General features: G+C 48.1%; 38 protein-coding genes and 1 rRNA gene. All 39 read right to left on the reverse strand.

Going from position 1 to position 21,547, the window contains the following annotated elements:
- Positions 1 to 83, reverse strand: a 16S ribosomal RNA gene (locus KNP80_RS13790); the annotation flags it as partial.
- Between the two features lie 349 nt (positions 84 to 432).
- The gene (locus KNP80_RS13795) at positions 433 to 1,077 is read right to left on the reverse strand and encodes a KinB-signaling pathway activation protein (RefSeq protein WP_029594433.1); all 645 of its coding nucleotides are present in this window, start codon (positions 1,075 to 1,077) and stop codon (positions 433 to 435) included.
- A 10-nt stretch (positions 1,078 to 1,087) separates the two neighbouring features.
- A complete protein-coding gene (locus KNP80_RS13800) occupies positions 1,088 to 2,119 on the reverse strand; it encodes an Mrp/NBP35 family ATP-binding protein (protein ID WP_021066632.1) in 1,032 nt (343 codons plus the stop codon).
- Positions 2,120 to 2,261: 142 nt separating this feature from the next.
- Positions 2,262 to 2,654: a 30S ribosomal protein S9 gene (gene rpsI, locus KNP80_RS13805; RefSeq protein ID WP_021066631.1), complete on the reverse strand. Its 393-nt coding sequence runs from the start codon at positions 2,652 to 2,654 to the stop codon at positions 2,262 to 2,264.
- A 25-nt stretch (positions 2,655 to 2,679) separates the two neighbouring features.
- Positions 2,680 to 3,117, reverse strand: a complete 438-nt coding sequence (rplM, locus tag KNP80_RS13810) for a 50S ribosomal protein L13 (RefSeq protein ID WP_021066630.1) — start codon at positions 3,115 to 3,117, stop codon at positions 2,680 to 2,682.
- A gap of 154 nt (positions 3,118 to 3,271) precedes the next feature.
- On the reverse strand, positions 3,272 to 4,012 hold the full coding sequence (truA, locus tag KNP80_RS13815; protein ID WP_214720366.1) for a tRNA pseudouridine(38-40) synthase TruA: 741 nt from the start codon (positions 4,010 to 4,012) through the stop codon (positions 3,272 to 3,274).
- Entirely contained in the window at positions 4,009 to 4,800 is a 792-nt protein-coding gene (locus tag KNP80_RS13820; protein WP_214834070.1) for an energy-coupling factor transporter transmembrane component T family protein, read from the reverse strand. The genes truA and KNP80_RS13820 overlap by 4 nt, the downstream gene beginning before the upstream one ends.
- Complete coding sequence (locus KNP80_RS13825) at positions 4,797 to 5,675, reverse strand: energy-coupling factor transporter ATPase (protein ID WP_214720364.1); 879 nt, start codon at positions 5,673 to 5,675, stop codon at positions 4,797 to 4,799. The genes KNP80_RS13820 and KNP80_RS13825 overlap by 4 nt, the downstream gene beginning before the upstream one ends.
- Positions 5,651 to 6,487 (reverse strand): energy-coupling factor transporter ATPase, encoded by an 837-nt coding sequence (locus KNP80_RS13830; RefSeq protein WP_029594432.1) that lies wholly within the window; start codon positions 6,485 to 6,487, stop codon positions 5,651 to 5,653. Before KNP80_RS13830 ends, KNP80_RS13825 begins: the two co-directional genes overlap by 25 nt.
- Positions 6,488 to 6,556: 69 nt before the next feature.
- The gene (gene rplQ, locus KNP80_RS13835; RefSeq protein WP_012727650.1) at positions 6,557 to 6,910 is read right to left on the reverse strand and encodes a 50S ribosomal protein L17; all 354 of its coding nucleotides are present in this window, start codon (positions 6,908 to 6,910) and stop codon (positions 6,557 to 6,559) included.
- A gap of 24 nt (positions 6,911 to 6,934) precedes the next feature.
- On the reverse strand, positions 6,935 to 7,879 hold the full coding sequence (locus KNP80_RS13840; protein WP_021066625.1) for a DNA-directed RNA polymerase subunit alpha: 945 nt from the start codon (positions 7,877 to 7,879) through the stop codon (positions 6,935 to 6,937).
- 92 nt (positions 7,880 to 7,971) lie between these two features.
- Complete coding sequence (gene rpsK, locus KNP80_RS13845; protein WP_021066624.1) at positions 7,972 to 8,367, reverse strand: 30S ribosomal protein S11; 396 nt, start codon at positions 8,365 to 8,367, stop codon at positions 7,972 to 7,974.
- A gap of 16 nt (positions 8,368 to 8,383) precedes the next feature.
- On the reverse strand, positions 8,384 to 8,749 hold the full coding sequence (gene rpsM / locus KNP80_RS13850; protein WP_021066623.1) for a 30S ribosomal protein S13: 366 nt from the start codon (positions 8,747 to 8,749) through the stop codon (positions 8,384 to 8,386).
- Between the two features lie 19 nt (positions 8,750 to 8,768).
- Complete coding sequence (gene rpmJ / locus KNP80_RS13855; protein WP_003156543.1) at positions 8,769 to 8,882, reverse strand: 50S ribosomal protein L36; 114 nt, start codon at positions 8,880 to 8,882, stop codon at positions 8,769 to 8,771.
- A gap of 30 nt (positions 8,883 to 8,912) precedes the next feature.
- The gene (infA, locus tag KNP80_RS13860; RefSeq protein WP_021066622.1) at positions 8,913 to 9,131 is read right to left on the reverse strand and encodes a translation initiation factor IF-1; all 219 of its coding nucleotides are present in this window, start codon (positions 9,129 to 9,131) and stop codon (positions 8,913 to 8,915) included.
- A 105-nt stretch (positions 9,132 to 9,236) separates the two neighbouring features.
- Complete coding sequence (gene map / locus KNP80_RS13865; RefSeq protein WP_021066621.1) at positions 9,237 to 9,995, reverse strand: type I methionyl aminopeptidase; 759 nt, start codon at positions 9,993 to 9,995, stop codon at positions 9,237 to 9,239.
- Complete coding sequence (locus tag KNP80_RS13870) at positions 9,992 to 10,642, reverse strand: adenylate kinase (RefSeq protein ID WP_029594431.1); 651 nt, start codon at positions 10,640 to 10,642, stop codon at positions 9,992 to 9,994. The genes map and KNP80_RS13870 overlap by 4 nt, the downstream gene beginning before the upstream one ends.
- A gap of 78 nt (positions 10,643 to 10,720) precedes the next feature.
- On the reverse strand, positions 10,721 to 12,010 hold the full coding sequence (gene secY / locus KNP80_RS13875) for a preprotein translocase subunit SecY (protein ID WP_021066619.1): 1,290 nt from the start codon (positions 12,008 to 12,010) through the stop codon (positions 10,721 to 10,723).
- The gene (gene rplO / locus KNP80_RS13880; protein ID WP_021066618.1) at positions 12,010 to 12,450 is read right to left on the reverse strand and encodes a 50S ribosomal protein L15; all 441 of its coding nucleotides are present in this window, start codon (positions 12,448 to 12,450) and stop codon (positions 12,010 to 12,012) included. The genes secY and rplO overlap by 1 nt, the downstream gene beginning before the upstream one ends.
- 31 nt (positions 12,451 to 12,481) lie before the next feature.
- Entirely contained in the window at positions 12,482 to 12,667 is a 186-nt protein-coding gene (gene rpmD, locus KNP80_RS13885) for a 50S ribosomal protein L30 (protein ID WP_214709841.1), read from the reverse strand.
- Positions 12,668 to 12,682: 15 nt separating this feature from the next.
- Positions 12,683 to 13,183, reverse strand: coding sequence for a 30S ribosomal protein S5 (rpsE, locus tag KNP80_RS13890; RefSeq protein WP_034817136.1), 501 nt, complete (start codon positions 13,181 to 13,183; stop codon positions 12,683 to 12,685).
- 20 nt (positions 13,184 to 13,203) lie between these two features.
- On the reverse strand, positions 13,204 to 13,566 hold the full coding sequence (gene rplR, locus KNP80_RS13895; RefSeq protein WP_012727661.1) for a 50S ribosomal protein L18: 363 nt from the start codon (positions 13,564 to 13,566) through the stop codon (positions 13,204 to 13,206).
- 34 nt (positions 13,567 to 13,600) lie between these two features.
- A complete protein-coding gene (gene rplF / locus KNP80_RS13900; RefSeq protein WP_021066615.1) occupies positions 13,601 to 14,140 on the reverse strand; it encodes a 50S ribosomal protein L6 in 540 nt (179 codons plus the stop codon).
- 33 nt (positions 14,141 to 14,173) lie between these two features.
- Complete coding sequence (gene rpsH, locus KNP80_RS13905) at positions 14,174 to 14,572, reverse strand: 30S ribosomal protein S8 (RefSeq protein ID WP_021066614.1); 399 nt, start codon at positions 14,570 to 14,572, stop codon at positions 14,174 to 14,176.
- Positions 14,573 to 14,603: 31 nt separating this feature from the next.
- Positions 14,604 to 14,873: a 30S ribosomal protein S14 gene (gene rpsN, locus KNP80_RS13910; RefSeq protein ID WP_021066613.1), complete on the reverse strand. Its 270-nt coding sequence runs from the start codon at positions 14,871 to 14,873 to the stop codon at positions 14,604 to 14,606.
- Between the two features lie 20 nt (positions 14,874 to 14,893).
- A complete protein-coding gene (rplE, locus tag KNP80_RS13915; RefSeq protein ID WP_016508927.1) occupies positions 14,894 to 15,433 on the reverse strand; it encodes a 50S ribosomal protein L5 in 540 nt (179 codons plus the stop codon).
- Positions 15,434 to 15,465: 32 nt separating this feature from the next.
- Positions 15,466 to 15,774, reverse strand: a complete 309-nt coding sequence (gene rplX, locus KNP80_RS13920; RefSeq protein ID WP_021066612.1) for a 50S ribosomal protein L24 — start codon at positions 15,772 to 15,774, stop codon at positions 15,466 to 15,468.
- Between the two features lie 37 nt (positions 15,775 to 15,811).
- Positions 15,812 to 16,180, reverse strand: a complete 369-nt coding sequence (gene rplN, locus KNP80_RS13925; protein WP_012727667.1) for a 50S ribosomal protein L14 — start codon at positions 16,178 to 16,180, stop codon at positions 15,812 to 15,814.
- A 43-nt stretch (positions 16,181 to 16,223) separates the two neighbouring features.
- Positions 16,224 to 16,484 (reverse strand): 30S ribosomal protein S17, encoded by a 261-nt coding sequence (rpsQ, locus tag KNP80_RS13930; RefSeq protein ID WP_021066611.1) that lies wholly within the window; start codon positions 16,482 to 16,484, stop codon positions 16,224 to 16,226.
- Between the two features lie 33 nt (positions 16,485 to 16,517).
- Positions 16,518 to 16,721, reverse strand: a complete 204-nt coding sequence (gene rpmC / locus KNP80_RS13935) for a 50S ribosomal protein L29 (protein WP_012727669.1) — start codon at positions 16,719 to 16,721, stop codon at positions 16,518 to 16,520.
- Positions 16,708 to 17,145 carry a 50S ribosomal protein L16 gene (gene rplP / locus KNP80_RS13940; RefSeq protein WP_016508922.1) on the reverse strand — a complete coding sequence of 146 codons (438 nt, stop codon included), beginning with the start codon at positions 17,143 to 17,145 and terminating at the stop codon, positions 16,708 to 16,710. The genes rpmC and rplP overlap by 14 nt, the downstream gene beginning before the upstream one ends.
- Before the next feature lie 32 nt (positions 17,146 to 17,177).
- Positions 17,178 to 17,837 carry a 30S ribosomal protein S3 gene (gene rpsC / locus KNP80_RS13945; protein ID WP_021066610.1) on the reverse strand — a complete coding sequence of 220 codons (660 nt, stop codon included), beginning with the start codon at positions 17,835 to 17,837 and terminating at the stop codon, positions 17,178 to 17,180.
- A gap of 13 nt (positions 17,838 to 17,850) precedes the next feature.
- Complete coding sequence (gene rplV, locus KNP80_RS13950; RefSeq protein ID WP_021066609.1) at positions 17,851 to 18,183, reverse strand: 50S ribosomal protein L22; 333 nt, start codon at positions 18,181 to 18,183, stop codon at positions 17,851 to 17,853.
- Between the two features lie 20 nt (positions 18,184 to 18,203).
- Positions 18,204 to 18,479, reverse strand: coding sequence for a 30S ribosomal protein S19 (gene rpsS, locus KNP80_RS13955; RefSeq protein ID WP_012727673.1), 276 nt, complete (start codon positions 18,477 to 18,479; stop codon positions 18,204 to 18,206).
- A 66-nt stretch (positions 18,480 to 18,545) separates the two neighbouring features.
- Positions 18,546 to 19,376, reverse strand: a complete 831-nt coding sequence (gene rplB, locus KNP80_RS13960) for a 50S ribosomal protein L2 (RefSeq protein WP_021066608.1) — start codon at positions 19,374 to 19,376, stop codon at positions 18,546 to 18,548.
- A 34-nt stretch (positions 19,377 to 19,410) separates the two neighbouring features.
- Complete coding sequence (rplW, locus tag KNP80_RS13965; RefSeq protein WP_021066607.1) at positions 19,411 to 19,692, reverse strand: 50S ribosomal protein L23; 282 nt, start codon at positions 19,690 to 19,692, stop codon at positions 19,411 to 19,413.
- Entirely contained in the window at positions 19,692 to 20,315 is a 624-nt protein-coding gene (gene rplD / locus KNP80_RS13970) for a 50S ribosomal protein L4 (protein ID WP_021066606.1), read from the reverse strand. Before rplD ends, rplW begins: the two co-directional genes overlap by 1 nt.
- Positions 20,316 to 20,343: 28 nt before the next feature.
- Entirely contained in the window at positions 20,344 to 20,970 is a 627-nt protein-coding gene (rplC, locus tag KNP80_RS13975; RefSeq protein ID WP_021066605.1) for a 50S ribosomal protein L3, read from the reverse strand.
- A 61-nt stretch (positions 20,971 to 21,031) separates the two neighbouring features.
- Complete coding sequence (gene rpsJ, locus KNP80_RS13980; protein ID WP_021066604.1) at positions 21,032 to 21,340, reverse strand: 30S ribosomal protein S10; 309 nt, start codon at positions 21,338 to 21,340, stop codon at positions 21,032 to 21,034.
- Positions 21,341 to 21,547: the final 207 nt, after the last annotated feature.

Here is a 21,547-nt window from a genome sequence, read left to right on the forward strand (position 1 = left end):
TCCGTCGATTTCCTGCGCTCGACTTGCATGTATTAGGCACGCCGCCAGCGTTCGTCCTGAGCCAGGATCAAACTCTCCAAAGAATTTGATATAGCTCTTTAAAAATGACGAAGCTTGCGCTTCATTCGAAAATTGTAAATCATTTTTGCCTCATCGTTCAGTTTTCAAAGACCAAATGTTGTCGTGTTAGCGACTTTTTAATAATAGCGATTTGACCTTTTAAAGTCAACCGTTTTTTATTATTTTTTTAATTCGCATTCTGTTGTCCGTGTGTGAACAGCAGCGACGTTTATTAATATATCAGCGCCCCCTATTTTCGTCAACTGTTTTTCTAAAAAAACTTTATTTTTTGTTTTACGCTCTGTAACTGAACGAAAGAACGTTTTAAACAAACAAGCCCAGACGAATGTCTGAGCTTGTACTAGTACGCTGTCATGATGATTTAGATGACACACGTTTCTTCGTTTTGGCCTTGCCCGCTGTCGACGGTTTGACGCTCTCTGCCTGAGCAGGTGCTTGGAAGCGATGCAGCATCAAGACTTGATACGCATTGGCAAACACGAGCGTCGCTAACGCCGGCCACAAGAGAGCAATTTCATCCGTCGCCTGAAGGGCTGGAATCCATTCAATCAACGTGATGACAATCATCAAGAAGAGCGTCGGGATGAACGCACTCGCGTTCGTCTGCTTCGCCTTACTCGTCGCGATAATCCAAGATACCATCACCAACACGACCATTTCACCTATATAGCGCCACATATGATCGTTGCCGAACGCGAGCATGCGAAGATATACCGCATCAAATAACGCAAAGGCGATCAATAGCACTTGCACGCGATTCCATAACCTTGGTCCTCGGAACAAGTCCAATCCAACCCGGTGGACAATCAAATAAGCAAAGAATCCCATCATGCTAATTCCCGTCCACGTGCTCGAGTAGCTAAGCGCCGTGACGATTGCTTCCCAAGATTGACTCACTAAATAACCTGGATTGGCCAGTAAGTTCATCACAAACCCAAACAACGTCCCGAAGACGAGCGTCGTCCAAAACAACCTTAAAAATCCTTGTACCTTCATTTGTGAACCATTACCCTTCTATCTGTTGAATGACCGCTTGTGCCAATCCATCGTATGTTTTCTCAAACGGATGCCCGTCCCGATAAACCGATGGGGCAAAGTCTTCTTCGTTTTCGTACGGCTGACCGAGCGGAATTTGAGCGAGCAACTTGCTCTTCAATGCCTCGGACAACTTTTCGCCTCCACCGTAACCGAAGACATACTCTTTCTCTCCAGTCACTTTGCTTTCGAAGTACGCCATGTTCTCAATGATGCCGAGGACTTTGTGGTTCGTCTTAATCGCCATCGCCCCAGCCCGTGCAGCGACGAACGCAGCGGTCGCATGCGGTGTCGTGACAATCAACTCTTGGCATGCCGGGAGCATCGAATGAATATCGAGCGCGACATCACCCGTTCCTGGCGGTAAATCGAGGAGCAAGTAATCTAGGTCGCCCCATTCGACGTCGTTAAAGAAATTATTGAGCATCTTCCCGAGCATCGGTCCACGCCAGATGACCGGCGCGTTATCTTCGACAAAGAAGCCCATTGAAATGACTTTCACACCGAACCGCTCGACCGGGATGATTTTTTCTCCACGTACGACTGGTCTTTCTTCGATTCCGAGCATATCCGGCACACTAAAGCCATAAATGTCGGCATCAATCAATCCGACTTTTTTTCCGGCCCGCGCGAGCGCGACGGCTAAGTTGACGGAGACCGTCGATTTCCCAACGCCGCCTTTCCCTGATGCGATTGCGATGAACGTCGTGCCTGCGTTCTCACGAAGAATTGCCGGCTTTGTCGCTTCTTTCAAGCTCTCGTCATTGAGCGCCTCGAAGCGGAGGCCGACCGTCTTGAAACCTTTTCCTTTGAGCAACGTGACAATCTCTTGTTGAAGTTGGAGCTGTTCCCCGCTCCCGGTTTGACCGAGCGCGACTTTAACACTGACATAATCTTCTTTAATGCGAATATCCTTCACGCCAGCTGTATCTCCAAGCGTACGGTTGATTGTTGGATCGATCAACCCCGCCAATTCTTCACGAACTTGTTCTACTGTAAGCATGTGGTTTCCCCCTAATTTCTGTCTCGCTAACAGTATATCAAAAAAAACGTTTTCTTGAGGGAACGGAATGCAACAATTTCATGAGCAACAAAAAAACTCTCCGCCCCAATGGACAGAGAGTTTGAACCAAATTGTTCGAAGATTAACGCTTCGAGAATTGTGGTGCGCGACGTGCAGCTTTAAGACCGTATTTTTTACGTTCTTTCATACGAGCGTCACGAGTCAAGAAGCCTTTTTCTTTGAGGCTTGGACGGAATTCTGGGTCCGCTTGAAGAAGCGCACGTGATACGCCGTGGCGAATCGCTCCAGCTTGTCCTGTGAATCCACCACCGTTAACGTTAACGATTACATCGTATTTACCTTCTGTTTCAGTCAATACGAGTGGTGATTTTGCCATCATGATCAAAGTCTCATGACCGAAGTATTCTGAAATATCACGGCCATTTACAACAACTTTGCCGTCACCTGCAACGAGGTGAACGCGAGCCACCGAGTGTTTGCGGCGGCCTGTTCCGTAGTAACGTACATCTGCCATCGTTTAGTTCCTCCCTGTGTCCCGATTAACCGCGAAGTTCGTAAACTTCTGGTTTTTGTGCTGCGTGGTTGTGCTCAGCTCCAGCGTAAACGTGGAGTTTGTTGAATGATTGACGTCCAAGTGATCCTTTTGGAAGCATCCCTTTGATTGCGAGTTCAAGCATACGCTCTGGACGTTTTGCGAGAAGCTCTTTTGCAGTTTGTGATTTCAAACCGCCTGGATGACCTGAATGACGGTAGTAAATCTTGTCGTTCAATTTGTTACCAGTCAAGTGGATTTTCTCAGCGTTGATGATGATGACGTGGTCTCCGCAATCAACGTGTGGTGTGAAAGTCGGCTTGTGCTTACCGCGAAGAAGTGATGCTACTTCACTAGTCAAACGACCAAGTGTTTTGCCTTCTGCGTCGATAAGGAGCCATTTGCGTTCTACTTCAGATGCTTTTGCCATGAATGTCGTGCGCATGTGGAATACCTCCTAAAATGTCTGTTTACTTAATTTTTTTAGTGCTTGTTTGATGCTTTATCATAATCCTAGTTTACGGGGCTAAGATTGTGGTTCATCTCTCAATGTGAAAATGAAATGCCAATGAATATAATACGATTTTATAGGGGGAATGTCAATCTACTTTTTCATAATTCACATTCCACAAATATAGACCGTGCGGTGGGGCTGTAATCCCAGCGCTACGCCGGTCTTTAGAAGCGATCATTCGACTCACATCGGCCGCCTCATATTTCCCTCGCCCGACCTCAAGCAACGTACCAACCATAATCCGAACTTGGTTATAGAGAAAGCCCGAGCCGACGAATCGGAAGTACATCTCATCGCCTGCTTCAACGAGCTCAGCTTCATAAATTGTTCTGACGCGGTCCTCCACTTCCGCCTTCGTCACCGAGAAGGACGTGAAGTCGTAGGTCCCGACTAATAGACGAAGCGCCTGGCGCATCCGCTCATGATCGAGCGTATACGTGACCGTCACGGCATGGTGGCGTCGGAACGGATCGGCGTCGCCTCGAAAGAAATAGCGATACTCTTTCCGTTTCGCCCCGTACCGTGCGTGAAACGAAGCATCGACCTCTTCGGCCGCTTGGACGAGGATATCATCCGGTAACATCGCATTCAACGCTTTGACGAACCGGTCGACCGGCATCGAGAGGTGCGTATCGAAATGCAAGACTTGCCCCCTCGCGTGGACCCGGGCATCCGTACGGCCCGAGGCCACGACTTTCACGGCTCGGCTATGCATCCGCGCCAAGACGGCCTCCACTTCGGCTTGAATCGTGTTTCCATTCGGTTGTACCTGGTAGCCCGCATAGTTCGTCCCGTCATACGCTACCGTCAGTTTGATTCGCTTCATCCAATCCCTCGCAATCCGATTAGAATGAGTGTCACGATGACAAAGATGAGGAGTAACGCCGTATCACGACGATGCCACGTCATCTCACGCAATCGTGTCCGTCCTTCACCCCCACGGTACCCTCGAGCTTCCATCGCCGTAGCGAGGTCCTCAGCGCGTTTAAACGCAGATACGAATAAAGGGATCATGAGCGGGACGACTGCCTTGAGGCGATCCATGATGGGACCGCTCTTCAAATCGACCCCTCGTGCCTGTTGGGCCTTCATGATTCGATCCGTCTCGTCGGCCAACGTCGGCAAGAACCGGAGCGAGATCGACAACATGAGGGCGATCTCATGCGCCGGTACTTTAAAGCGTTCGAGCGGGCGGAGCCCGGCCTCAATCGAGTCGGTCAGTTCCATCGGTGTCGTCGTCAGCGTCACGAGCGTCGTCAGCATGACGAGATAGAAGAAACGGAGCGAGACGATTAAGCCCATGCGGACACCTTCCGAATAAATTGCGAACGGTCCGAATGAAATCAACTCGGTTCCCTCGCGATTAAAGAACAACTGCAACAACAGCGTAAATAGGATCAGGAATAGAATCATCTTCAGTCCGTTCCATAAATACCGCCACGACAGTTGAGACAATCGCACGGCGAACAACGTGAAACCGAGCAAGAATACGTTCGTCCACAAGTTATCCGCCAAAAAGACGATTGGGATGAAGGCGAGGATAAACAACGTCTTCGCCCGCGCGTCGAGTGTGTGGAGCCACGAGTGTCCGGGAATGTACTGTCCGATAATCAAGTCGCTCTCCCCCTTCCTAGCTCGAACGCAATCCAGTCCGCCAATTCGTGCTCTGTTCGGAGCGACGGTGTGTCGACACCAAACACTGGGGCAAGTTCATTGGCGAAACGGAGCACGTGTGGAATCTCGAGCTGGAGCGTCTCGACGAGCGCCTCGTCTTTGAATAAGTCGAACGGATCTCCGTCAAAGGCGACCTGTCCGCGTTCCATGACGACGACACGTTCCGCATAGGCCAACACGTCATCCATATCGTGCGAGACGAGGATGAGTGTCAAATCGAGTTCTTGTTTTAATTGTTTGAATAACGCCAGCATCTCGCGACGACCGAGCGGGTCGAGCCCTGCCGTCGGTTCATCCACGACGAGAACGTCCGGACGGCTCGCGAGTACTCCGGCGATAGCGACACGGCGCATCTGTCCGCCTGAGAGATCGAACGGCGAACGGCTCCAAAGCGCTTCATCGAGCCCGACAAGGCGTAAGGCGACATGGGCCCGTTCTTTCGCTTCGTCTTCAGACGCCCCGAAGTTACGTGGGCCGAACATGACGTCGCGTTCGACCGTCTCTTCAAATAATTGATGTTCCGGATATTGAAAGACGAGCCCAACGCGGCGCCGAAGCGGGAGTAAGCTTTGCTTTTTATCGCGACGCTTCGTGATTGCACGGACTTCGATGTCATCGACGACGACACGACCTTTTGTCGGCCGCAACAGGCCGTTCATATGTTGAACGAGCGTTGATTTCCCAGAGCCGGTATGGCCAAGAAACGCAACAAGCGCCCCCGACGGAATCATCACATTCACATCGCGCAGCGCGGTTCGTTCAAACGGAGTATTCAATTGATATTGGTAAGTCACTTCTTCAATGCTAATCGGCATAGATGGTTCACCAACTCCGAATGTTGTAGCATCAGACGATCGAGTGGTATGCCCCGTTCCTTCAGTTCGAGTTGCATCCGGACAATAAACGGTACGTCGAGCTGAATGGCTCGTAACGCCTCCGGATTTTGAAACACGTCTTCGGGTGTGCCAGTCATCGCAATCTTGCCTTTCGACAATGCAATGATACGGTCGGCAAACAACACTTCGTCGAGCTCGTGGGTAATGGCGACAACGGTCATCCCTTCTGAGACAAGCTGTTGCACCGTTTCAATCACCTCTTTGCGCCCAATCGGGTCAAGCATCGAGGTAGCTTCATCGAGCACGAGGACATGCGGGCGCATTGCGAGAGCCGAAGCAATCGCAACACGCTGCTTTTGTCCACCGGATAACTGATGCGGTTCACGGTCCGCTAGTTCCGATAATCCAACGCGCGCTAGACTGTCATCAATTCGACGAACCATTTCTTGACGTGGAAGCCCCATGTTTTCGAGAGAGAATGCCACATCATCGCGCACGGTCGCCCCGACAAACTGGTTGTCGGGATTTTGGAAGACGACACCGATCCGTTTCCGAACGTCCCACACGTCTGTGGCGTCCGTTGGATCGAGTGCCTCAACCCGGACTTCTCCTTCTTGAGGAAGCAAAAGCCCATTCCACAACTTCGTCAAAGTCGACTTACCAGAACCGTTATGGCCAACGATTGCGAGCCATTCCCCTTTGTATACGTCGAGTGACAACCCATTGAGGGCTGGCTCGGTCTGTCCCGGGTAACGAAACACGATATCGCGTACCATAATTTGAGATTCCATCTGCCGACTCCTTTCCGATGTGGAAACAGGGCAATACGTCACCGCATGCCCTGTTGACTGCCTAATGAATTAGACGAGTTCGATGATTACGACTTCCGCACCGTCACCGCGGCGTGGGCCGACTTTCATGATGCGTGTGTATCCACCTTGACGTTCAGCGTAGCGTGGTGCCACGTCTTCGAACAATTTTTGGATTGCGTCTTTTTCTCCAGCGTTCTCTTTGCGAACGAATGAAGCTACTTGACGACGGGCATGAAGATCGCCACGTTTCCCAAGAGTGATCAATTTTTCAACGACTGGGCGAAGTTCTTTCGCTTTTTGTTCAGTTGTTTGAATGCGCTCGTTGATAATAAGGTCAGTTGCAAGATCACGTAAAAGTGCCTTACGTTGCGAGCTTGTACGGCCGAGTTTCGAATAAGCCATTACATTTCCCTCCTTCGTTTGAACTTAGTCTTCTTTACGCAAGCCCAAACCGAGTTCGTCCAACTTGAGTTGAACTTCTTCGAGTGATTTACGTCCGAGGTTACGAACTTTCATCATCTCTTCCTCTGATTTGTTTGCGAGTTCTTGAACCGTGTTGATGCCAGCGCGCTTCAAGCAGTTGTACGAACGAACTGAGAGATCGAGTTCTTCAATCGTCATTTCGAGTACTTTTTCTTTTTGGTCTTCTTCTTTCTCGACCATAATTTCTGCATTGAGAGCTTCGTCAGTCAAGCCAACAAAGATGTTCAAGTGTTCTGTCAAAATTTTCGCCCCGAGCGATACCGCTTCTTCCGGACGGATTGAACCATCTGTCCACACGTCTAATAGAAGCTTATCGAAGCTAGCATCTTGACCGACACGTGTTTTATCTACTTCGTAGTTCACGCGTTGAATCGGTGTGTAGATCGAATCGATTGGAATTACGCCAATCGGCATATCATCACGTTTGTTATCTTCTGCCTGGACGTAACCACGGCCACGGCGAGCAGTCAAACGCATGCGAAGCGTCGCGTTGTCAGCGAGAGTCGCGATGTGGAGCTCAGGATTCAAGATTTCAACGTCGCTATCATGGGTAATGTCTGCCGCAGTGACAGCACCGGCACTTGAAACGTTAATCTCAAGCGTTTTCTCTTCGTCCGAGTACACTTTGAGTGCCAACTTCTTGAGGTTAAGTACGATTTGCGTGACGTCTTCGACGACTCCGTCAATCGTAGAGAACTCATGAAGTACGCCATCGATTTGAACCGCTGTTACCGCTGCACCAGGGAGCGATGACAAAAGAATTCGACGTAGTGAGTTGCCGAGAGTAGTGCCATATCCACGTTCAAGCGGTTCCACCACGAATTTACCAAACGTAGCATCCTCGCTGATTTCGACCGTTTCGATCTTTGGTTTTTCAATCTCGATCATCTGAACCCCTCCTTGAGTGTATCCTGCCATGCAGCGCGAGCTGCATTGTATATGCTGTTTGTGCTAGGTAAGCCCTTCACACGCACAAGCGATTATACGCGGCGACGTTTTGGAGGGCGGCAACCGTTGTGCGGAACTGGTGTTACGTCACGGATTGCAGTTACTTCAAGACCAGTAGCTTGGAGGGCACGGATAGCCGCTTCACGTCCAGCACCAGGACCTTTAACGTTAACTTCTACTGTACGCATACCGTTGTCCATTGCAACTTTCGCTGCAGTTTCAGCAGCCAATTGTGCTGCGAACGGAGTCGATTTACGTGATCCTTTAAATCCAAGGTTACCAGAAGTAGCCCATGAGATCGCGTTACCTTGCGTGTCAGTGATTGTAATGATTGTGTTGTTGAAAGTAGAACGGATGTGTACCACACCGACTTCAACATGTTTTTTGACTTTACGTTTTGAACGTACATTTTGCTTACGTTTCGCCATTGTTCAATTCCCTCCTTTACTTCTTCTTGTTCGCTACTGTACGGCGTGGGCCTTTACGAGTACGCGAGTTGTTCTTCGTGTTTTGTCCGCGAACAGGGAGACTACGACGGTGACGAACACCGCGATAAGCGCCGATTTCAATCAAACGTTTAATGTTGAGTGAAACTTCACGACGAAGGTCACCTTCAACTTTGATTCCGTCAATTGCTTCACGGATACGGTTGATTTCGTCTTCTGTCAAATCACGTGTGCGTGAATCTTCAGATACGTTTGCAGTCTTCAAAATTTCTTGTGCTCTTGTTTTACCAATACCAAAGATGTATGTGAGCGAAATAACGATACGTTTTTCGCGTGGAATATCTACACCAGCAATACGTGCCATGTGTGCACCTCCTCTTAGATTAACCTTGTTTTTGTTTGTGTTTCGGGTTTTCGCAAATTACCATTACTTTACCCTTACGACGAATAACTTTACATTTTTCGCAGATCGGTTTTACCGACGGTCTTACTTTCATGATTATACCCTCCTCCTGGAAAAATCGGAGTTACTTGTAACGGTACGTAATCCGCCCGCGAGTCAAGTCGTACGGAGACAACTCGACAGTTACGCGGTCACCTGGAAGGATTCGAATATAGTGCATCCGAATTTTCCCTGAGACGTGCGCGAGCACCGTGTGGCCGTTTTCTAACTCCACTTTAAACATTGCGTTTGGAAGTGGTTCGACAACAGTGCCTTCCACTTCAATGACATCTTGTTTCGCCATCATTTATTCCCCTTTCTATATGAAGATATTTAGGAGCACAGACGATCTATCGCATTGTACTGTGAGAGAAGGATCCGTTACGGATCAGCACGAAGCAATAGAGCCTCATTCACCGGAATCGAGTTTCGTTAAAATCTCGTATCCATCGTCTGTGATGGCGATGGTGTGCTCAAAGTGGGCGCACATGCTACCGTCCACTGTCACAACTGTCCAGTTGTCAGCCAGTGTTCGAACATAGCGTTGACCAGCATTGACCATTGGTTCAATGGCTAACGTCATTCCAGTCTTCAGGCGCGGCCCTTTCCCCGGTGGACCATAGTGCGGAATTTGCGGTTCTTCATGCAAATTTTGTCCGACACCATGACCGACGTATTCGCGGACGACAGAGAAATCATGAGATTCCACATACGCTTGAATCGCATGCGAAATGTCTGTCAGACGCTGCCCAGCCTTAGCGTGCTCCAATCCTTTATACAGACTTTCTTCAGTTACGTCAAGTAACTGCTGCGTCTCTGCTGAGATTGTTCCCACTGGATACGTCCAAGCGGAATCTCCATGGTATCCGTTATAGTAGGCACCGATGTCGATTGAGATGATATCTCCATCGTTCAATACCCGCTTTCCGGGAATCCCATGAACAAGCTCTTCGTTCACTGAAGCACAAACGCTACCGGTAAACCCGTTGTAGCCTTTGAACGACGGTGTCGCACCTTGGCTGCGAATGTATTCTTCCGCGATCCGGTCGAGCTCAAGCGTCGTAATACCTGGTTTGATGTGCTCTTTGAGCACCTGGTGTGTTCGAGCAACAATTTGCCCAGCCTCACGCATAATCGCTATTTCACGAGGCGTCTTCGTGATGATCATTCAGTACCACCGAGTAACGCTTTGACATCGGCGTATACGACATCGATTGGACGATCTCCATCCAATGTACGAAGATACCCTTTTTCAGCGTAAAAGTCAATGAGTGGTTTCGATTGCTCGATGTTGACGTCAAGGCGACGGCGGACCGTTTCCTCTTTATCGTCTTCACGTTGCATGAGAGCCGACCCATCCACATCACAGATGCCTTCCACTTTAGGTGGGTTGAAGATCACATGATATGTCGCACCGCACGTCGGGCAGATCCAACGACCTGTCAAACGCGGGACGAGAATTTCCGCATCCACATCGATATTCACGACATGGTCAATCTGTTTTCCCAAATCTTTAAGCAAACTTTCGAGTGCCTCTGCTTGAGCAACAGTACGCGGGAATCCATCGAGTAGGAAGCCGTTTTTCGTATCATCTTGACTCAAACGCTCACGTACGATTCCGATTGTTACCTCATCCGGTACGAGTTCGCCTTTATCCATGAACGATTTTGCTTCTTTGCCGAGTGGCGTTCCGCCTTTGATTGCCGCACGAAACATGTCGCCTGTCGAAATGTGTGGGATTTGGTACTCTTCAACGATTTTAGCCGCTTGAGTCCCTTTCCCTGCACCCGGTAAGCCCATGAGTACTAGATTCATCTCAGTTAGCCTCCAGTTTTGATTTTCACAACACGTCGTAAACACGACAGGAAGGAAGGGTGTACCCTTCCTTCCGCTTTAACGGATAAAGCCTTTGTAGTGTCGTTTTACGAGTTGACTTTCGATTTGTTTCATCGTTTCGAGGGCTACCCCGATCACGATCAACAAGCTCGTTCCTCCGATTTGCACCGAAGTTGGGAGACCGGCAAGCTTAATGAAGATTGTCGGCATGATCGCAACGAGCGATAGAAAAATCGCTCCGAAGAATGTCAAACGATAGAGCAACTTCGTGATGTACTGTTCTGTTTGCGCCCCAGGACGAATCCCAGGAATATAGCCACCTTGCTTCTGCAGGTTTTCTGCCATCTGTTCAGGATTGACCTGAATGAATGTATAGAAGTAAGCGAACGCGATGATGAGCGCTACGTAGATTGACATTCCGATTGGAGCTGTCGTATCGAAGTAGGTCTGCAACTTCTGCGTCGTTTCCGGAGAAGCAATGAAGCTTGCAACAGTTGGTGGTGTCACCATGAAGGAAATCGCGAAGATAACCGGGATGACACCGGCAGCGTTTAGTTTGATTGGCAAGTGCGTCGACTGTCCGCCCACAGGGGTACGGTTCGCCGTGCGTTTTGCGTATTGAATCGGAATTTTGCGAGCGGCCTGTTGAACATAAATGATCCCCATAGTCACCGCAAGGATAACGAGCAATAACACAACCAAGTAAACGATGTTAATGAATAACGCATCTCCAGCATTTTGGAGCTTCGTCTCATAAATCTGCGTGAAGATTCTTGGGAACCCAGCGACGATACCGGCGAAGATAATGATGGAAATACCATTCCCAACACCTTTCTCCGTCGTCATCTCACCAAGGAACATCAAGAACGCCGTACCGGCAGTCAGTACGATCGCGATCACGAAATAGGTTGCCGTGCCCCACGTCTCATTGACGAGACCTGGATAGAGGCGGTTAAATCCAAACGACAATGAAGTCGCTTGAATAAACCCTAAGATGATCGTCCCATAGCGCGTGACCGTCGCTAGCTTTTTACGTCCAGACTCGCCTTGTTTTGCCCATTCGGCAAACTTCGGAACGACGTCCATTTGTAAGAGCTGCACAACGATCGATGCCGTAATATACGGCATGATCCCCATTGCGAACAGGGAGAAGTTCTGTAAAGCATTTCCTCCAAACAAGTTCAAGAAGTCGAGTAGACCTCCTGAGTCAAAACGCAACACATCCGTATTCACCATCGGCACCGGGATATGGGCCCCGATGCGGAAAATGATGATGATTGCGAGTGTGAAGAGAATACGCTGTCGAATATCTTTCACGCGCCACATATTGGAGATCGTCTGAAACATCAGATCACCTCAACTGAACCGCCAGCTGCTTCGATCGCTTCTTTCGCTGCACCCGAGAATTTGTTGGCTTTTACAGTCAATTTTGTTTCAAGCTTGCCGTTAGCAAGTACTTTGATTCCGTCTTTAGCAGAGCTGACAACACCAGTCTCGATTAAGAGTTCTGGAGTAACTTCAGTACCTGCTTCGAAACGGTTAAGCGTGTCTAGGGAAACAACTGCATACTCTTTACGAGTAGGGTTGTTGAAACCGCGTTTTGGAAGACGACGGTAAAGTGGGTTTTGCCCACCTTCAAATCCTGGACGAACGCCACCGCCCGAACGAGCTTTTTGACCTTTATGTCCACGGCCAGAAGTTTTACCGTTACCAGTCGCCATACCGCGACCGACACGGTTGCGTTCGTGACGCGAACCTGGAGTTGGCTTCAATTCATGGAGTTTCATAGTGGCACCTCCTTATTTAATAAAATCTGGATTATTCGTTGATTTCGTTTACAGTCACAAGGTGCGACACCTTTTTGATCATACCACGCATCGCTACGTTGTCAGGGACAACGACAGTCTGATGCATTTTACGAAGACCGAGTGTACGTACTGTTACACGCTGATCCTCAGGACGACCAATGATGCTGCGTGTGAGGGTGATTGCGAGTTTCGCCATGTCTAATTCCCTCCCTTATTTAAGAAGTTCTTCTACGCTTTTACCGCGTAGTTTAGCAACTTCCTCTGCTTTTTTAAGCTCTGTCAAGCCTTGTACCGTCGCACGGACGATGTTGATTGGTGTGTTAGATCCAAGCGATTTCGAAAGGATGTCACCTACACCTGCAAGTTCGAGCACTGCACGAACTGGTCCACCTGCGATAACCCCAGTACCTTCAGAAGCTGGTTTCATGAATACACGACCTGCTCCGAATACTCCTGTGATTTCGTGTGGAATTGTTGTACCGACCATCGGTACTTGAACCATGTTTTTCTTAGCGGCTTCAATAGCCTTGCGGATCGCTTCTGGCACCTCTTGTGCCTTACCTGTACCGAAACCGACGTGACCATTCTTGTCACCTACGACGACGAGAGCGGCGAAACGGAAGCGACGGCCACCTTTCACGACTTTCGCGACGCGGTTTACGGTAACAACGCGTTCTTCGAGTTGTTCCATGTTAACGTCTAACTGGCGCATCGAGTGTCCCCTCCTTTTTGTTAGAATTTAAGACCTGCTTCACGAGCTGCTTCAGCAACAGCTTTGACGCGGCCATGATAGAGGTATCCACCACGGTCGAACACAACAGTGTCGATACCTTTCTCGAGTGCACGTTCAGCTGCAAGTTTACCAACAGCTTTCGCTGCTTCAACGTTGCCGCCGTTTGTAAGATCGAGAGCTTTATCTTTCGAAGATGCTGACACAAGCGTTGTTTGTGCTGCATCATCGATGAGTTGAACGTAGATGTGCTTGCTCGAGCGGAATACGTTCAAACGTGGACGAGCTGCTGTCCCCGTGATCGTACGACGTACACGAGCATGACGTTTCTTACGAACTGCATTTTTGTCTGCTTTTGTGATCATTTATGCCACTCCTTTCCGTTCATTTCGTGACGAATTACTTACCAGTCTTACCTTCTTTACGGCGAATACGTTCATCAGAGTAACGAACACCTTTACCTTTGTAAGGTTCTGGAGCACGGTACGAGCGGATTTGAGCTGCAACGTGACCGACGCGCTCTTTGTTAATCCCTTTAACGATGATTTGCGTGTTTGAAGGAACTTCAATCTCGATACCTTCTTCAGCAACGTACTCGATTGGGTGCGAGTAACCGAGGCTGAGGACGAGTTTGTTACCTTGCTTAGCTGCACGGTAACCAACCCCTGAGATCTCAAGTGTTTTCTGGAATCCGTTAGACACACCTTCCACCATGTTGGCGATAAGGGCACGTGTCGTACCGTGGATCGTACGGTTCTCTTTCGAGTCATCCGGACGAACAACAGTCAATTCGTTTTCTTCAACTTTGATTTCCAAGGCCGGGTTAGCTGAAAGCGAAAGTTCACCTTTAGCACCTTTTACTGTGACCGTGTTGTCTTCTGCAACCGATACAGTAACGCCAGCTGGAATCGTAACTGGTTTTTTACCAATACGTGACATTGATTACACCTCCGTTCTTGTTAGAAAAGTGACTTACCAGATGTAGGCGAGCACTTCGCCGCCGACTTGTTGTTGGCGAGCTTCTTTATCAGTCATAAGACCTTTTGATGTCGAAAGAACTGCGATACCGAGTCCTCCGAGTACTTTTGGTACTTCATCTGCTTTTGCGTATACACGAAGACCTGGTTTCGAAATGCGTTTGAGACCAGTGATAACACGTTCGTTGCTTGCTCCGTATTTAAGGAACAAACGAAGTGTACCTTGCTTAGCGTCCTCGATATATTCAACATCGCGAATGAAACCTTCACGCTTGAGGATCTCTGCAACCTCACGTTTGATATTAGAAGCTGGAAGCTCTAATTTTTCATGGCGAACCATGTTAGCGTTACGGATACGTGTAAGCATATCTGCAATTGGGTCTGTCATTACCATGCGATGTACCTCCTTTCACACTGTTAGTGGATTACCAACTTGCTTTTTTAACACCAGGGATTTGACCTTTGTATGCAAGATCACGGAACTTGATACGGCTGATCCCGAATTTACCCATGTAACCATGTGGACGACCTGTGATGCGGCAACGGTTATGAAGACGCACAGGTGAAGAGTTACGTGGCAATTTGCTGAGTCCGATGTAGTCGCCTTCAGCTTTCAATTGTGCACGTTTCTCAGCGTACTGGGCAACGAGTTTCTCGCGTTTTTGTTCGCGATTCACCATTGACTTTTTAGCCATGTTGTCGACCTCCCTTTAGATTATTTTTGGAATGGCATTCCGAGAAGTGTGAGCAATTCACGAGCTTCTTCGTCTGTGTTCGCTGTTGTAACAACAACGATATCCATACCGCGTACTTTTGTTACTTTATCGTAATCGATCTCAGGGAAAATAAGTTGCTCTTTCACACCAAGCGTGTAGTTACCGCGTCCGTCGAATGCTTTCTTCGATACACCACGGAAGTCACGTACACGTGGAAGTGAAACAGTTACCAATTTGTCGAGGAAATCGTACATACGCTCGCCACGAAGAGTAACCTTCGCACCGATTGGCATGCCTTCACGAAGTTTGAAACCAGCGATTGATTTCTTAGCCTTCGTTACGAGTGGTTTTTGACCAGAAAGAATTGATAATTCTTCCACTGCCATGTCAAGAGCCTTCGAGTTCGAAACAGCGTCACCTACACCCATGTTGATGACGATCTTGTCGACCTGTGGGACTTGCATAACTGAGTCATAGTTGAATTTATCCATCATCGCTTTCACGATGTCGCTTTTATACTTCTCTTGCAAACGGTTCATAGTCGAATGGACCTCCTTTCGTCACGTTCTTCTTATTTATCGAGTACTTCGCCCGATTTCGCGACACGAACTTTTTTACCATCGACTACTTTGAAACCAACGCGAGTTGGTTTGCCCGTTTTAGGGTCGAGTGGCATGACGTTCGAGACGTGAATTGGTGCTTCGATTTCAAGGATACCGCCTTGTGGATTCGCTTGTGATGGTTTCGAGTGTTTTTTAATCACGTTGATACCTTCTACGACTACGCGGTTCTTGCTTGGCATAGCTTTGAGGATAACCCCTTGCTTGCCTTTATCTTTACCAGACATTACCTGGACTGTATCGCCTTTTTTAACATGCATCGTTTTGCGCACCTCCTTATAGGATTGAAATTGGAAATTAAAGTACTTCCGGTGCCAACGAAACGATCTTCATGAATTCTTTTTCACGAAGTTCACGTGCAACTGGCCCGAAGATCCGAGTGCCGCGTGGGCTCTTGTCATCTTTGATGATGACTGCTGCGTTCTCATCGAAACGGATGTACGAACCATCTTTACGACGAGCGCCGCGTTTTGTACGAACGACAACTGCTCTGACAACGTCACCTTTTTTAACAACGCCACCTGGTGTTGCTTGTTTTACCGTTGCGACGATAATGTCACCGATGTTGGCAGTCTTACGACCTGAACCACCGAGGACTTTAATTGTCAACAGTTCACGCGCGCCAGAGTTGTCTGCTACTTTCAAGCGAGATTCTTGTTGAATCATGCGAGTGTACCTCCCTCCGGATGTTTATAGATCCGAACTGTTATTAGATGATTACTGACTCTTCTACTACTGTTACGAGACGGAAACGTTTGTCTTTAGAAAGCGGACGTGTTTCCGCGATGCGTACCACATCGCCGATTTTAGCGACATTGTTCTCATCGTGTGCTTTAAATTTCTTCGTGTAGTTTACACGTTTGCCATAAAGCTTATGACGTACTTTTGTTTCAACTGCAACGACGATCGTTTTGTCCATTTTGTCAGACACGACGCGTCCAGTGAGTACTTTACGCTTATTGCGTTCCATGAGTGTTACCTCCTCTTAAAGAATCCGATTAGATTAGCCGTTGTTGATGCCGAGTTCGCGTTCACGAAGAATCGTTTTAGCACGCGCAATCGACTTGCGTACTTCACGGATACGAGCAGGATTCTCAAGCTGACCTGTAGCCAATTGGAAACGAAGGTTAAAGAGTTCTTCTTTCCACTCGCCTACTTTACCGTTGAGCTCTTCAGTTGTTGATTGACGGAGATCAGTTGCTTTCATTCGTATCACCACCATTTTCTTCACGTTTCACGAACTTACATTTAACTGGAAGTTTGTGTGCAGCAAGACGAAGCGCCTCACGTGCTACTTCCTCAGATACACCCGCGATTTCAAACATAACTTTGCCAGGCTTAACTACAGCTACCCAGCCTTCTGGAGCACCTTTACCCGAACCCATTCGGACTTCGAGAGGCTTTTTCGTGTATGGCTTGTGTGGGAAGATCTTGATCCACACTTTACCACCACGTTTCATATAACGTGTCATTGCGATACGTGCTGATTCGATTTGACGGTTTGTGATCCAGCTCGCTTCGAGCGATTGGAGACCGAATTCACCGAAATGAACTGTTGTGCCGCGTTTTGCATTTCCGCGCATTTTACCACGGTGTACACGACGATATTTCACGCGTTTAGGTAACAACATAGTGTGTTGCCTCCTTCCTGAAAGAGTGTTTATTATTCAGCGTTTTTAGCTGTGTTGTTTTTTGTTGGAAGAACTTCACCATGGTACAACCAGACTTTAATCCCGATTTTACCATAAGTTGTGTCAGCTTCAGCTGTTCCGTAGTCGATATCGGCACGGAGTGTGTGAAGTGGAACTGTTCCTTCCGAGTACTTCTCTGATCGAGCGATATCAGCGCCACCAAGACGACCAGAAACTTCTGTTTTGATCCCTTTGATGCCAGTGCGCATCGAACGTTGGATTGATTGTTTCATTGCACGACGGAATGACACACGGCCTTCCAATTGACGAGCGATGTTTTCAGCAACAAGTTTAGCGACAGCGTCAGCGTTTTTCACTTCAACAACGTTGATGTGAACACGTTTGCCTTCAGCAAGCTTGATGATGTTTTTACGGAGTGATTCGATTTCCGAACCACCTTTACCGATAACCATACCTGGTTTCGCAGTGTGAAGTGAAATGTTTACGCGATTTGCAGCGCGTTCGATTTCTACTTTAGAAACACTAGCATCCTTCATTTTGTTTTCGATGTATTCACGAATAACGAAGTCTTCATGAAGGAGATCTGCGTAGTCTTTCTCAGCGTACCAACGCGAATCCCAGTCTTTGATAATACCAACGCGAAGACCGTGCGGATTTACCTTTTGACCCACTACATATCCCTCCTTATTTCTCAGTTACCACGATGTGGATGTGGCTTGTGCGTTTGTTAATGCGGCTTGCGCGACCCATCGCACGTGGGCGGAAGCGTTTGAGTGTTGGACCTTCGTTGACGAAGATTTCCGACACTACAAGGTTCTCAATATTCATATCGTAGTTGTGCTCTGCGTTTGCAATCGCTGACTTCAATACTTTTTCAACGATTGGCGACGCTGCCTTGTTCGTGTGAGCAAGGACAGAGAGCGCTTCGCCGACTTGTTTCCCGCGAATTAAGTCTACAACGAGACGTGCTTTGCGAGGAGCAAGACGGACCATATTAGCTGATGCTTTAGCTTGCATGGATTTGACCTCCCCTCAAATTACCGTTTCGTTTTCTTGTCTGATCCGTGACCTTTGTACGTACGTGTTGGAGCGAATTCACCAAGTTTGTGACCGACCATGTCTTCTGTCACGAATACTGGTACGTGTTTACGACCATCGTGTACACCGAACGTGTGACCCATGAATTCTGGGAAGATTGTCGAGCGACGTGACCAAGTTTTGATGACTTGCTTCTCACCAGATTCGTTAAGTTTGTCAACTTTAGCGAGCAAATGGTGATCTGCGAATGGACCTTTTTTCAAGCTGCGACCCATGATAGAACCTCCCTTTGGAATGATTCGGGAACGGCCCTTTCGAACCGCCCGAGAATCATGTAGTAATTATTTCTTACGGCGACGAAGGATGTACATGTCGCTCGATTTGTTTTTCTTACGTGTTTTAAGACCAAGAGCTGGTTTACCCCAAGGAGTAAGTGGGCCCGAACGACCGATTGGCGCACGACCTTCACCACCACCGTGTGGGTGATCAACCGGGTTCATTACAGAACCACGTACTGTTGGGCGTTTGCCTAACCAACGTGAACGTCCTGCTTTACCGATGTTTACGAGTTCGTGTTCTTCGTTACCAACTGAACCGACTGTCGCGCGGCAAGTGCCGAGGAACAAGCGTGATTCACCTGATTGAAGACGAACGATAACGTACTTGCCGTCACGTCCTTGGATTTGTGCCGATGCACCAGCCGCACGAACAAGCTGACCGCCCTTACCAGGCTTAAGCTCGATGTTGTGGATAGTAGTACCGACAGGGATGTTCATAAGTGGAAGAGCGTTCCCCACTTTGATATCCGCTTCTGGGCCAGCCATGATTTCCATGCCTACTTTGATGCCCTTAGGAGCGAGGATGTAACGTTTCTCACCATCTGCATAGTTGATGAGGGCGATGTTTGCTGAACGGTTTGGATCGTATTCGATCGTAGCAACGCGTCCGACGATGCCATCTTTGTTACGTTTGAAATCGATGATACGGTATTTACGTTTGTGTCCGCCACCTTGGTGACGTACTGTCAAACGACCTTGGTTGTTACGACCGCCTTTTTTCGAAAGCTTTTCAGTTAACGATTTTTCAGGGCGATTCGTTGTGATCTCTGCAAAGTCGAGAGATGTCATGTTACGGCGACCGTTAGTGGTCGGCTTAAACTTTTTAATTGCCATCGAGGATTCCCTCCTTTTCTTCTAAGGTAGTAAATTAACCGAGGAAGTCGATTGTGTTGCCTTCAGCAAGAGTTACGATCGCTTTTTTACGACGCGATGTGTAACCAGAGTGACGACCGACACGTTTCGCTTTCGGTTTCATGTTCATTGTGTTTACCGAAGCAACTTTCACGTTGAAGATTGTTTCGATAGCGTGCTTCACTTGTGATTTAGTCGCTTTAACGTCGATCTCGAAAACGTATTTGTTAGCTTCCATGAGGCTAACAGAACGCTCAGTGATGATAGGACGTTTGATGATATCGTATGCTTGAGCCATTATGCAAGCACCTCCTCTACCTTCGCAACCGCATCTTTAGTGAAGATGACTTTGTCGTTAGCAACGAGGTCAAGAACGTTAACGCCGGCTGCTTCGATCACAGTCACTCCTGGGATGTTACGAGCTGCGAGAGCGATAGTCTCATTGTAGTCCGCTGTGACTACAAGAGCCTTACGTTCTACTGATAGGCCAAGAAGTACAGCGACCATATCTTTTGTTTTTGGTGCATCGAAAGCAAGGCCTTCGAGGACGATCATTTCGTTGTTTTTCACTTTTGACGACAAAGCCGAGAGAAGTGCAAGACGACGAACTTTTTTAGGAAGCTTGTAAGAGTATGAACGTGGTGTTGGACCGAAGACTGTACCACCACCAACCCATTGTGGTGAGCGGATAGAACCTTGGCGCGCACGACCAGTTCCCTTTTGTTTCCATGGTTTACGGCCGCCACCGCGTACTTCCGAGCGACCTTTCGTATCGTGAGTACCTTGACGGCGTGATGCTTGTTGCATAACGATCGCGTCATAAAGTACTGAGTCATTTGGCTCGATACCGAAGATGGCTTCTGCCAATTCGATTTCGCCAACTTGTGAACCTGTTTGGTTAAGCAAAGCTACTTTAGGCATTCGTAATTCCTCCTTTCCGTGCAGTTAATTAGTTACCCTTTACCGCTGTTTTGATGATGACGTTCGACTTGCGAGCGCCTGGGATTGCGCCTTTAACGAGTACAAGGCCGCGTTCCACGTCAACTTTGACAACTTCAAGGTTTTGAATCGTTTTACGCTCGCCACCCATTTGACCAGGAAGAAGCTTCCCTTTAAATACGCGGTTAGGAGCTACAGGACCCATCGAACCAGGACGACGGTGGTAGCGCGAACCGTGAGCCATTGGTCCACGTGATTGTCCGTGACGCTTGATCGCACCTTGGAATCCTTTACCTTTCGATGTACCTGTTACGTCTACTAATTCACCTGCAGCGAAAATGTCCGCCTTGATCTCTTGACCGATTTCGTATCCTTCTACTGAAGTACGAATCTCTTTGATGAAGCGCTTAGGTGTCGCACTTGCTTTCGCAGCGTGACCTTTTGCTGGTTTGTTTTGACGTGATTCTTTGATGTCTCCGAAACCGAGTTGAAGTGCCTCGTAACCGTCTGTTTCAACCGTTTTAAGTTGAAGAACGACGTTTCCTTCGACAGCAACTACTGTTACTGGTACGACTTCGCCTGCTTCGTTGAAGATTTGAGTCATACCGAGTTTTGTTCCTAAGATTCCTTTAGCCATGAGATACACCTCCTGTTTAATAATTATTGTCTCTTCTGGCTAGTATCTACTATATGAAGAATTAAAGTTTGATTTCGATGTCAACACCTGATGGTAATTCGAGACGCATAAGCGCATCAACCGTTTTTGGTGTTGGGTTAACGATGTCGATCAAGCGTTTGTGTGTACGCATTTCGAACTGTTCACGAGCATCTTTGTACTTGTGAACGGCACGAAGGATCGTGTAGATCGATTTGTCAGTTGGAAGCGGGATTGGTCCCGAAACCTTTGCACCTGAACGCTTCGCAGTATCAACGATTTTCTCAGCTGATTGATCGAGTACGCGATGGTCGTATGCTTTTAAACGAATACGGATTTTTTCATTTGCCATGTAAGTTTCCCTCCTTTGTCGCCTATTTTAAAAATAGACAGTTCTCCGCGGAAATTTCCACACCGGCCATGGCAAAGCTGCCTGGCGTGTCATAACCTCCCGCTTCATCGCAGCGTGCTTGTGTCAGCAGAGGTATCCGATCATTGCAAATCAACGATTGGACCCGATTTCTGCTGTAAAGTCTCTCACCACTCGCACAAACACTTA

The sequence above is a fragment of the Exiguobacterium sp. E4787 genome (genome assembly GCF_018618375.1).
Lineage (GTDB): Bacteria > Bacillota > Bacilli > Exiguobacteriales > Exiguobacteriaceae > Exiguobacterium > Exiguobacterium chiriqhucha.